This is a genomic window from Roseateles chitinivorans (assembly GCF_002761755.1).
GTDB lineage: Bacteria > Pseudomonadota > Gammaproteobacteria > Burkholderiales > Burkholderiaceae_C > Roseateles > Roseateles chitinivorans.
Genome location: NZ_PEOG01000115.1, coordinates 1 through 10,281 on the forward strand (window position 1 = coordinate 1; position 10,281 = coordinate 10,281).

Genomic DNA, 10,281 nt, shown 5'->3' on the forward strand with positions numbered 1-10,281 from the left:
TGGCGCTCGCGGTGGCGATGCTGGTGATGGTGGCGAGCTTCCGCCAGTCGCTGGATCAATGGCTGAGCGACATGCTGCCGGCCGATCTCTACCTGCGCCAGACCGCCCGCGACAGCGCCCAGCAGGGCCAACCGATGCCGCCGGGGCTGGCCGCGTCGGCCGCCCGGCTGCCGGGCATCGCCCGCGTGGCGGCGCAACGCACCCGGGACATCGGCTTCACCGTGCGCGGCATGACCGGCAGCACGACGCTCCTGGCGCGCCCGCTGGACCACCGCCTGCCGCTGCAGGGCGCGGCGGTCGCGCTGCCGGACGGCGTGCAGCCGGTCTACATCAACGAGGCGATGCGCGATGAGCTGCGCTTGGCGCCCGGCGACCGTTTCACGCTGCGACTGGAAGGCCGTCAACTGCCGGTGGCGGTGAAGGCGATCTGGCGCGACTACAGCCGCCAGACCGGGGCGGTGCTGATGGAGCGGCGCGACTGGGAGCGGCTCAGCGGCGATGCCGCGATCACCGAGCTGGCGCTGTGGCTGCGCCCCGGCGCCGATCCGGTGGCGGCGCAGCAGGCGCTGCGCGAGGCGTCGGGCACGCCGGACTCGCTGGAGATCGCCTCGGCCGGCGAGCTGCGTCGCTTCTCGCTGGCGATCTTCGACCGCAGCTTCGCCATCACCTACTGGCTGCAGGCGGTGGGCCTGGGCCTGGGGCTGTTCGGCGTCGCGGCCAGCCTGTCGGCGCAGCTGCTGGCGCGCCGGCGGGAATTCGGCCTGCTGCTGCACCTGGGGCTGACGCGCGCGATGCTGCGCCGGCTGGTGCTGGCCGAAAGCCTGCTGCAGGCGGTGGCCGGCGCGCTGATGGGGCTGATCGTCGGCCTGGCGATCAGCGCGGTGCTGGTGTTCCGGCTCAATCCGCAGAGCTTCCACTGGAGCATGGACTGGTCGGTGCCGGCGGGCCGGGTGGTGGCGCTGCTCGCGGCCAGCCTGATCGCCACCGGCGCCACCGCCGCCTGGGCCAGCGCCCGCGCGCTGCGGGCCGGTCGGGGCGAGGCGCTGCGCGCGGTGCGGGAGGACTGGTGATGATCGGACGACGACCGCTGCTCGGCGGCCTGGGCGGCCTGGGCCTGACGGGACTGGCCCGCATGCTGCCGGGCGTGCTCGGCACGGGCGCGCGGACGGCCCTCGGGCCGGGCGCCTCGGCGACCGCGGCCGCCACCTCGCTGGCCGCCCTGATGCCCACCGCGCAGGCGCAGGCTTCCCAGGACGCGCCCGACGAGACGCTGTCCGACGCGCCGCTGCGCTTCCCGCGCGACCACGGCGCCCACCCGGAGGCCCGCATCGAATGGTGGTACGTCACCGGCGTGCTGCGGGTCGACGGGCGCGCCGGCGAGACGACGCGGCCGGACTTCGGTTTCCAGCTCACCTTCTTCCGCGTCCGCCATGCGCTCCAACGTCCGCTGTCGTCGGCCTTCGCCCCGGATCAGGTGATGCTGGGCCACGCGGCGATCTCGGACCTCGGGCGTCAGCGGCTGCTGCACGACCAGCAGGTGCTGCGTCACGGCTTCGCCAACGCGCGCGCCGAGACCGACGACACCCGCATGCGCCTGGGCGTCTGGCAGCTGCGGCGCAGCGACGGGCCCGACGGACACAGTCGTTACGTGCTGTCGATGCCGAGCGAGCGTGCCGGCTTCGCGCTCGCGCTGACGCTGGACGCGCCGCAACCGCCGCTGCTGCAGGGCCGGGCGGGCTGGTCACGCAAGGGCCCGGGCGCGCAACAGGCCAGCCGCTATGTCAGCGAGCCGCAACTGGTCGGCAGCGGCCGGCTCGCGCTGCGCGACGGCGGCGCGCGGGCGGTGCGCGCGAGCGCCTGGCTGGATCACGAGTGGAGCAACCAGTACCTCGGTCGCGGCGCCGACGCCGCGCCGGATCGGGCGGTCGGCTGGGACTGGCTCGGCCTGAACCTGGACGACGGCTCGTCGCTGACCCTGTTCCAGATGCGGGCGCACGACGGCGCGGTGATCTGGACCGGCGGCAGCTGGCGTGCCGCGCACGGCGGCGCGCAGGTCGACTTCGAGCAGCAGCTGCGCTTCGAGCCGCTGGCCTTCTGGAAGAGCCCGGTGAGCCTGGCCACCTACCCGGTCCGGTGGCGGATCCAGACCCCGCGTGGCGTGTTCCTCGTCGAGGCGGCCTACCCGGCCCAGGAGATCGACACCCGGCTCAGCACCGGCTTCCCGTACTGGGAGGGCGTGGCGCGCCTGAGCGACGCGGCCGGCCATGGCCTGGGCTGGGGCTACCTGGAGATGACCGGCTACGCCGGGCGCGTCCCGCTGTAGCGGTTGCGGCCGGACGGCATCGCCGCATAGGCGCGCACGCAGTTGCAGCCGGCGCCGCGCGCCATCGCGAGCGCCTGGCGCGCCTGCTGCAACAACTGGTCGGCGCCCTGCTGCGGCTCGCGCCGCCAGTCCTGCCAGTGGGCCAGGCCCAGGCTGGCGCTCAAGGGCAGCGCCTGGCCCTGCCAGCGGTAGTCCAGCGTCGCGACACGGGTCCGCAGCCGGTCCGCCGCGTCCAGCGCGCCCAGCGGATCGGTGCACGGCAGGTAGGCGGCCCAGACGCCGCGCGGCAGCGGCAGCAGCCAGTCGCCGCCGCGCAGTTGCTGCCGCACCAGTTGGTCCAGACGCTCGTCCAGCGCCTGCAGGCATTCCTCGCCATGCTGCTGCTGCAGGCGCGTCCAGGGATCGAGTTCGAGCAGCATCAGCACGCCGTCGTGGCGGTGGCGCTGCGCCCGGGCGGCCTCGCGTTTGAGGCCGTCCATCAGTTGCGCCTCGTCCGCCGCGGCCACCCGCGCGGGCGGGTCGCGACGCGCCAGCCAGCGCCGCCTCAGGAATGTCCACCAGGCCCCGGGGCCCCTGTCCGAGTCTTGAGCCATGCTGCCCGCCTTCGCCGGAGATGAGGATTGATTGCAGCACAGGAGCAAGCCGCGCGCCGCCCCCTTGAGCGAGGGAGGATAGGCGCTTGCGCGACGCCGCGTCGCGGCAGATGTAACGAATCCGGACGGGCCGCAGGGACGCGTGCGGCCGTGCGGCGGCTGTCCTAAAGTACCCGGCTGTGTCCACGCCCAGCGGCCCTGCCGCCCCGACCGTGCACGCCCCTCCAGCGCACGACCTCGCATCCCCGCTGCCTGCCACCGCGCCCACCGGCGACCTGCCGATGCCGGCCGTCGTCGGCGCGTTGCTGGTGCTGCTGGCCGGCCTGGCGCTGACGCTCAGCGCGATGCTCTGGAACCGCAACCGCGTCGTGGCCGAGGCCCATCGCCTGCTCGACGCCCAGATGGAGCGCCTGGAGCGCGACATCGTCCAGCGCTTCGTCCAGCCGGTGTACGGCCTCAAGGGCGCGCGCGGCGCGATCGCCGCGCTGGGGGGCCGCGTCGACCGGCAGTCCTTCCGGGCCTATGTCCAGTCGCGCGACCTGCCGCGCGAATTCCCCGGCGTGCGCGGCTTCGGTTTCGTGCCGCGGGTCCAGCGCGCCGACCTGCCCGCCTTCATCGCCGCCGAACGCGCCAACGGCGCGCCGCAGTTCACCGTGCGCAGCCGCGGCGATGCGCCCGACCTGTTCGTCGTGTCGCACATCGAGCCGCTGTCGCAGAACTACCCGGCCTGGGGCTTCGACCTGGGCTCGGAGGCCGTCCGGCGGCGCGCGATCGAGCGGGCCATCGCCACCGGCGAGGCCACGCTGTCGGCGCCGGTGCCGCTGGTGCAGGACCGCGCGCATGGCCCCGGCATGCTGCTGCTGGTGCCGGTGTTCCGGGACGGCGCCGATCCTGTCGATGCCGCCCAGCGACGCCAGGCGCTGCTGGGCCTGCTCTACGCGCCGCTGGTGGCGCAGGAGATCCTGAACGGGCTCAAGGAAGGCTTGGCGGCGGCGCCGATGGACTTCCGCCTGCTGGTCGACGATCACACCGCGACCGAGGACCTGCTGCTCGACTCCAGCACCGGCATCCAGCCGCTGGATGCCGCGCCGAGCTCGCGGCCCGACTTCGACGTCCGCGTGGTGACGGCCGAGCGGCGCCTGGAGATCGCCGGCCGGGCCTTCCGCCTCGAGGCCGCGCTGACGACGGCCTACGAGCGCGCGGTGATCGACGCGGCCGGTTGGGGACCGGGCCTGATCGGCGTGCTGCTGACGGCGCTCCTGGCGGCGACGACCTACCTGCTGGCCGCCGGCCGGGCGCGGGCGCAGGCGCTGGCCGACGCGATGACCGAGGACCTGCGCCGCCTGACGCTGGACCAGCAGGCGATGCTGGATGCCGACGTGATCGCCATCGCCAAGCTGCGCGGCCGGCGCATCGTGTGGAAGAACCGCGCGCTGGAGCAGCTCTTCGGCTACGGCACCGACGAGATGCTCGGGCTGGCGGTGCGCGAACTCTATGTCGACGAGGACACCTTCGCCGCGCTGGGCCGCAACGCCTACCCGGTGCTGAGTCGCGGCGGCCACTACCGCAGCCAGCTGCAGATGCGGCGCAAGGACGGCAGCCTGGTCTGGGTCGACCTCAACGGCGTGGCGCTGCCGGGCGAGCGCGACGTGGACACGACGCTCTGGATGATGGCCGACATCACGCAGAGCAAGGCCCATGAGGCGCGCGTCGAACGCGCCGCCTTCCATGACGCGCTCACCGGCCTGCCCAACCGGGTGCTGCTGGCCGACCGGCTGCGCCAGGCGATGGCCGTGGCGCAGCGGCAGTCGCAGAAGATGGCGGTCGCCTACCTGGACCTGGACGGCTTCAAGGCGGTCAACGACGCCCACGGCCACGACGCCGGCGACGAGGTGCTCCAGGTCGTCGCCCAGCGGCTGTCGTCCGGCATCCGGGGCTCGGACACGGCCGCGCGGCTGGGCGGTGACGAGTTCGTCGTGCTGTTGACGCCACTGCCCGCCGCCGTCGACAGCCGGCCGGCCTGCGAGCGGCTGCTGCGCGCCATCCTCGCCCCGGTGCGGCTGTCCAGCGGTGTGACGGTGCAGGTCGGCAGCAGCTTCGGCGTGGCGCACTATCCGCTGGACGGCGTCGACGCCGAGGTGCTGATGAGCCGCGCCGACCAGACGATGTTCGAGTCCAAGCGCGCCGGCCGTTGCCGCATCCGCTGGCTCAACGGCGCGCTGCCGCCGGATGAACTGGATCTCTCGGCGCTGCGGCGCACGCCGGAGGAACTGGCGGCCTCGCCCGAAGCCTTCGAGGCCTCCGGGGCGCCCGTGACGGCCGAGGCGTCGCCCGGCGCGCCGGTCCCGTCCGAGGAGACGCCCATTGAATCCGCCACCGACGACGCGCCGGCGATGCCCGCCCCCGCGCGCCGCCAGGATGACCGGAGTCATGCCCGCTGAGCCGCCGTACAGTCGCCCGATGACTTCACTGACCACCGCCCGGCTCCGCCTGGAGCCCATGACCGATGCGCACCTGCACGGCCTGTTCGAGATGAATCGCGACCTGGACGTGATGCGCTACATCACCGGCAAGCCCGACACGCTCGAGGACACGCAGGCGATGATCGACCGCGTGAAGGCGCGCTGGGCCGAATGGGGCTACAGCTGGTGGACCTTCTTCGAGATCGAGACCGGCGAGATCGTCGGCGCCGGCTGCATCCAGCACCTGGGCCGCGACGCAGCCAATCCGCACGAGATCGGCTGGCGGCTGCGCCGGGACCGCTGGAACCGCGGCTACGGCTCGGAGGCGGCGCGCCGCATGGCCAGCTTCGCATTCGACGACCTGCACGCGCCGCAGCTGGTCGCCGTCTGCGACCCGGCCAACGAGGCGTCCGCGCATGTGATGACCAAGCTGGGCATGCGCTACCGGGGCCTCGAGCGCTGGTACGACAGCGAGGTGGCGGTCTACGGCATGACGGCCGGGGAGTGGCGCGCGGCGCAGGCCGCGCGGACCGGCCGGGCGGATCCGGCGTCGCCGGCCGGTGCGGCCGGTGCGGCCGATGGGGCCGATCAGAGGCCGCCGACGAAGTAGCGCTTCAAGCCGGACAGGATCATCTCGACCGCGATGGCCGTCAGCACCAGGCCCATCAGCTTTTCCAGCGCCGAGACCACCGAGTCGCCCAGCAGCTTGCGGATGCGGTCGGCCAGGATCAGCGCCAGGAAGGAGATGACCATCGCGGTGAAGAGTGCGCCGATCCATTCGGCCACCCGGTCCGGCTGGCGCGAGGCCAGCAGCAGCACCGTGGCCATCGCGGACGGACCGGCCAGCAGCGGCACCGCCAGCGGGAAGATGAAGGGCTCGCGGCCGGTGTCCACGCCATAGGCGGACTCGCCCGCGTGGCTGAAGATCATCCGGATCGCGATGATGATGAGGATCACGCCGCCAGCCACCTCGAGCGAGCGCTCCGACAGGTGCATCAGGCGCAGGAAGCCCTCGCCCAGGAACATGAAGGCCAGCAGCACCGCGAAGGCGATGCCGACCTCGCGCAGCGCGACCTTCAGCCGGCGCTCCCGCGGCACGGCCCGCATGATCGGGATGAAGATCGGCAGGCTGCCCAGCGGGTCGAGCACCAGCAGCAACAGGATGAGGGCGGAGAGGAAGCTGTGATCCATGGGGCGCGATTCTCGCCGATGCGGACGTCGGTGGTCGCCAGGACGGCGCGCTTGGGCGCACGCTTCGTTCACCAGAATCCCTAGAATCGCAACAATTCCTCATCATGACCTCGCCGATGAACAAGTTGGACAAGAAGCCGGCCCGATCCGCTCCCGCCCCGGTGAGCAGCGCGGGTCGGTCGGTCGCCGCGCCGGCGCGCCCTCGCCCCCTGGGGCCGGTGACGCTGGACGCCATCGATCTGCGCATCCTGGAAGCCCTGCAGCGCGACGGCCGCATGTCCAACGTGGACCTGGCGGCGCAGGTCCACCTGTCGGCGCCGCAGTGCTTCCGCCGCGTGCGCGCGCTGGAGGAACGCGGCGTGCTGCGGGGCTACCGCGCCGACGTGGCGCCGCTCGCGCTCGGGCTGGGCGTCACCGCCTACGTCAGCCTGAACATCACTGCCCAGGCCTTCGCCCGCGTCCGCGAGATCGAGTCGCTGATCCGCGACTTCCCCGAGATCCTGGAGTGCCACACAGTCTCGGGCGACTCCGACTACCTGCTGAAGGTGGTGGCGCGCGACCTGCAGGCCCTGTCCAAGTTCCTCACCGACAAGCTGATGCAGCTGGACGGCGTCGCGGATGTGCGGTCGATGATCTGCCTGGAGGAGATCAAGCCGCCGGCAGGCCTGCCGGTGGGCTGAGGCGGCGCCGGCGACCGCCGCTCAGCCGCGCGGGTGATGCGCCGCGTGCAGCGCCTTCAGGCGCTCCCGCGCCACATGGGTGTAGATCTGCGTCGTGGACAGGTCGGCATGCCCCAGCAGCAGCTGCACCGCGCGCAGGTCCGCGCCATGGTTCAGCAGGTGCGTGGCGAAGGCATGCCGCAGCGTGTGCGGCGAGATCGGACTGGTGATACCCGCCACCGCCGCGTATTTCTTGACGATGCGCCAGAAGGTCTCGCGCGTCATCGCCTGGCCGAACCGGGACAGGAAGAGGTCGTCGGTGTTGCGCGCGCTCAGCAGCTGCGGGCGCGCCTCCTGCAGGTAGCGCATCAGCCACGTATGCGCCTCCTCGCCGAAGGGCACCAGCCGCTCCTTGTCGCCCTTGCCGGTCACGCGCAGCACCGCCTCGCGCAGGCCGACATGCACGCTCTTGAGCGTCACCAGCTCGGTGACGCGCAGGCCGCTGGCGTACATCAGCTCGAGCATCGCCCGGTCGCGCAATCCCTGCGCGGTGCCGACATCGGGGGCGTCCAGCAGCGCCTCGACCTGGGTCTGGTGCAGCGTCTTGGGCACTCGCAGCGGCTGCTTGGCGGCGCTGAGCTTGAGCGTCGGATCGCGCTCCAGCCGGCGCTCCCGCAAGGCCCAGCGGAAATAGCGCTTGAACACCGACAGCCGCCGGTTCGCCGATGTCGCCTTGCCGCCCTCGTGCCGCGCGCTCGCGTAGCCGAAGAGGTCCTGCTCGCGGGTGTCGTCCAGCGCGCGCCCAGGCTCGGCGGCCAGCCAGTCGGCCAGCAGCTGCAGATCGCGGCGATAGGCCAACTGGGTGTTGCGCGACAGGCCCTCCTCGATCCAGAGCGCCTCGATGAAGGCATCGATCGCGCGCTGGCTGCGCTCGCGCTCGGCCGAGCGCACCGGCGGCTCGCCGGACGGCGCGGCCGCTGGTCCGGTGCGCGCAGCCGAAGGCGACGCGGCGGCGGTCGCGACCGGCGAGCCGCCACGAGCGCGCGATGCAGCGGGCGGGACGGCGGGGGAGCGCGGCGAGGACGAAGACGATCGGGACGAGGACATGCCGCGCATGATGCCAGCGCCCGGGTCGACGAAAAAAAGGGGCCCGCGCCACCACGCGCGGGCCCCACGGAGCAACCGCCACAGGCAGCGGTTGGTTGGGAGGGGTCAGGTCATCAGCCGATGCGCACCGGCACGAAGATCTTGTCGGCGCCGCGCTGCACCAGCAACGCGACCGATTTCTCCGCGCCCTTGACGGCGCCGCGAACCTGCTCGACGGACTGCACCGGCGTGCCGTTGACGGCCAGCAGCACGTCGCCCGGACGGACGCCGGCACGCGCCGCGGCGCTGCCCTCGCCCACTTCCTGGATCAGCAGGCCGTCGCGGGTGCCGAGCTGGCGGCGCTCCTCGGGCTGCAGCGGACGCAGGGCCAGGCCCAGCTTGGCGTGATCGCCATCGGCGTCGCCGCCGGCCTTGGCCAGCTTCGCGCCCTTCTCGTTCGCGTCGCCCAGGGTCGCGGTGATCGTCTCGCGCTTGCCGTTGCGCCAGACCTCGATGTCGACCTTGTCGCCGGGCAGCGACTGGTCCACCAGCGCCGGCAGGTCGCCGCTGGACACGATGCGCTGGCCCTTGAAGCCCAGGATCACGTCGCCCGAGCGCAGGCCCGCCTTGGCGGCGGGGCCGTTCTCCTCGACATTGGCGACCAGCGCACCCTCGGGACGATCCAGCTTGAAGGAATCGGCGAACCCCTGGTTGACCTCCTGCACCATCACGCCGAGCTTGGCGTGCTGCACCTTGCCGCCCTTCTCGATCTGCTGGCGGACCTTGTTGGCCACCTCGACCGGAATGGCGAAGGACAGGCCCTGGTAGCCGCCCGACGCGCTGTAGATCTGCGAGTTGATGCCGACCACTTCGCCGCGCGCGTTGAACAGCGGGCCGCCGGAATTGCCGGGGTTGATCGCGACGTCGGTCTGCAGGAAGGGCACGCGGCTCTCGTCCGGGCCCAGCGAACGGCCCTTGGCGCTGATCACGCCGGCGCTGACGCTGTTCTCGAAGCCGAAGGGCGAGCCGATGGCCAGCACCCATTCGCCGACGCGCAGGTCGCGGGTCGCGCCCAGGCGCACCGTCGGCAGGTTCTTGGCCTCGATCTTGAGCACCGCCACGTCGGTCGACTTGTCGCTGCCCAGCACCTTGGCGCGGAACTCGCGTCGATCGGTGAGCTTGACCACCACCTCCTGCGCGTCCTGCACGACGTGGGCGTTGGTCAGGATCACGCCGTCGGCGCTGACGATGAAGCCGGAGCCCTGGCCGCGGATCTCGCGGCTGCCGCCCTCACCGCCGCCGTTCGGGCCGCCGGGCATGCCCGGCACGCCGAAGCGGCGGAAGAACTCGTAGAACGGATCGTCCGGATCGATCTGCGGCACGCGCGCGGCACGCGTCTTGACCGTGCCGGACACGCTGATGTTGACCACCGCCGGGCCCTGCGCCGCGGCGATCTGCGCGAAGTCGGGCATGCCCGCCGGCGGCGGCGTGAAGTTCCCGGCCGGGGCGGCCGCGTTCGCCAGCGGCGTCGTCGCCGCGGCGACCTGCGCATCACCGGCCTGCGCCGGCACTGCCGCGGTCGCGGTGTCCGAGACCGGCGTCACCTTCGCGTTGCGCATCGCCAGCGCACCGCCCGCCGCACCCAACACGCCGGCCGCGGCCAGCGCCCAAACGAGCTTCTTCACCGGAATCATCTTCTCCACTTGTTGAGCCATCTGAACCTCCAGATTCGCTGCCGGCGGGTCGGCCCGGAGGCCTTGCGCCGATTCGATGGCTTGAAGTGTGAGCAGCTTCGCTTAGGTCGCTCTTAATCGCGGTGGGACGGTCGTGAAGCGGCGGTGAAGCCCGGCATTCAGACCAGCGTTCGGGCCGGCGTTCAGGCGTGCGGGAGCGCCGGCGGCAGCGTCGGCGGGACCGCGGGCGGCAAGGGCGGCGCCACCGCTGGCGACGCGCGGGAGAGCGGCATC

At 72.7% G+C, this 10,281-nt stretch carries 9 protein-coding genes; 5 read left to right on the forward strand and 4 right to left on the reverse strand.

Features of this window, described 5'->3' with window-relative positions; genetic code table 11:
- A partial coding sequence (locus tag CS062_RS24145) for an ABC transporter permease (protein ID WP_143742491.1) occupies positions 1 to 1,070 on the forward strand: 1,070 nt, incomplete at its 5' end.
- A complete protein-coding gene (locus CS062_RS24150; protein WP_233218235.1) occupies positions 1,070 to 2,323 on the forward strand; it encodes a lipocalin-like domain-containing protein in 1,254 nt (417 codons plus the stop codon). The genes CS062_RS24145 and CS062_RS24150, both read left to right, overlap by 1 nt.
- Here CS062_RS24150 and CS062_RS24155 read toward each other — a convergent pair.
- Complete coding sequence (locus CS062_RS24155; protein WP_158238912.1) at positions 2,299 to 2,916, reverse strand: GGDEF domain-containing protein; 618 nt, start codon at positions 2,914 to 2,916, stop codon at positions 2,299 to 2,301. The genes CS062_RS24150 and CS062_RS24155 overlap by 25 nt on opposite strands.
- Before the next feature lie 212 nt (positions 2,917 to 3,128).
- Here CS062_RS24155 and CS062_RS24160 point away from each other — a divergent pair, with 212 nt between their 5' ends.
- Positions 3,129 to 5,357 carry a CHASE domain-containing protein gene (locus tag CS062_RS24160; RefSeq protein ID WP_143742492.1) on the forward strand — a complete coding sequence of 743 codons (2,229 nt, stop codon included), beginning with the start codon at positions 3,129 to 3,131 and terminating at the stop codon, positions 5,355 to 5,357.
- Positions 5,358 to 5,376: 19 nt separating this feature from the next.
- The gene (locus CS062_RS24165; protein WP_099864338.1) at positions 5,377 to 5,988 is read left to right on the forward strand and encodes a GNAT family N-acetyltransferase; all 612 of its coding nucleotides are present in this window, start codon (positions 5,377 to 5,379) and stop codon (positions 5,986 to 5,988) included.
- On the opposite strand, the gene CS062_RS24170 is transcribed toward CS062_RS24165, so the two are convergent.
- The gene (locus CS062_RS24170) at positions 5,967 to 6,569 is read right to left on the reverse strand and encodes a MarC family protein (RefSeq protein ID WP_091724054.1); all 603 of its coding nucleotides are present in this window, start codon (positions 6,567 to 6,569) and stop codon (positions 5,967 to 5,969) included. The genes CS062_RS24165 and CS062_RS24170 overlap by 22 nt on opposite strands.
- Before the next feature lie 116 nt (positions 6,570 to 6,685).
- Between CS062_RS24170 and CS062_RS24175 the strand changes: the two genes are divergently transcribed.
- Positions 6,686 to 7,249 (forward strand): Lrp/AsnC family transcriptional regulator, encoded by a 564-nt coding sequence (locus tag CS062_RS24175; RefSeq protein WP_099864341.1) that lies wholly within the window; start codon positions 6,686 to 6,688, stop codon positions 7,247 to 7,249.
- A 21-nt stretch (positions 7,250 to 7,270) separates the two neighbouring features.
- On the opposite strand, the gene xerD is transcribed toward CS062_RS24175, so the two are convergent.
- Positions 7,271 to 8,335 carry a site-specific tyrosine recombinase XerD gene (gene xerD, locus CS062_RS24180; protein WP_099864343.1) on the reverse strand — a complete coding sequence of 355 codons (1,065 nt, stop codon included), beginning with the start codon at positions 8,333 to 8,335 and terminating at the stop codon, positions 7,271 to 7,273.
- Positions 8,336 to 8,448: 113 nt separating this feature from the next.
- A complete protein-coding gene (locus tag CS062_RS24185) occupies positions 8,449 to 10,029 on the reverse strand; it encodes a DegQ family serine endoprotease (RefSeq protein ID WP_199174346.1) in 1,581 nt (526 codons plus the stop codon).
- Between the last annotated feature and the right edge of the window lie 252 nt (positions 10,030 to 10,281).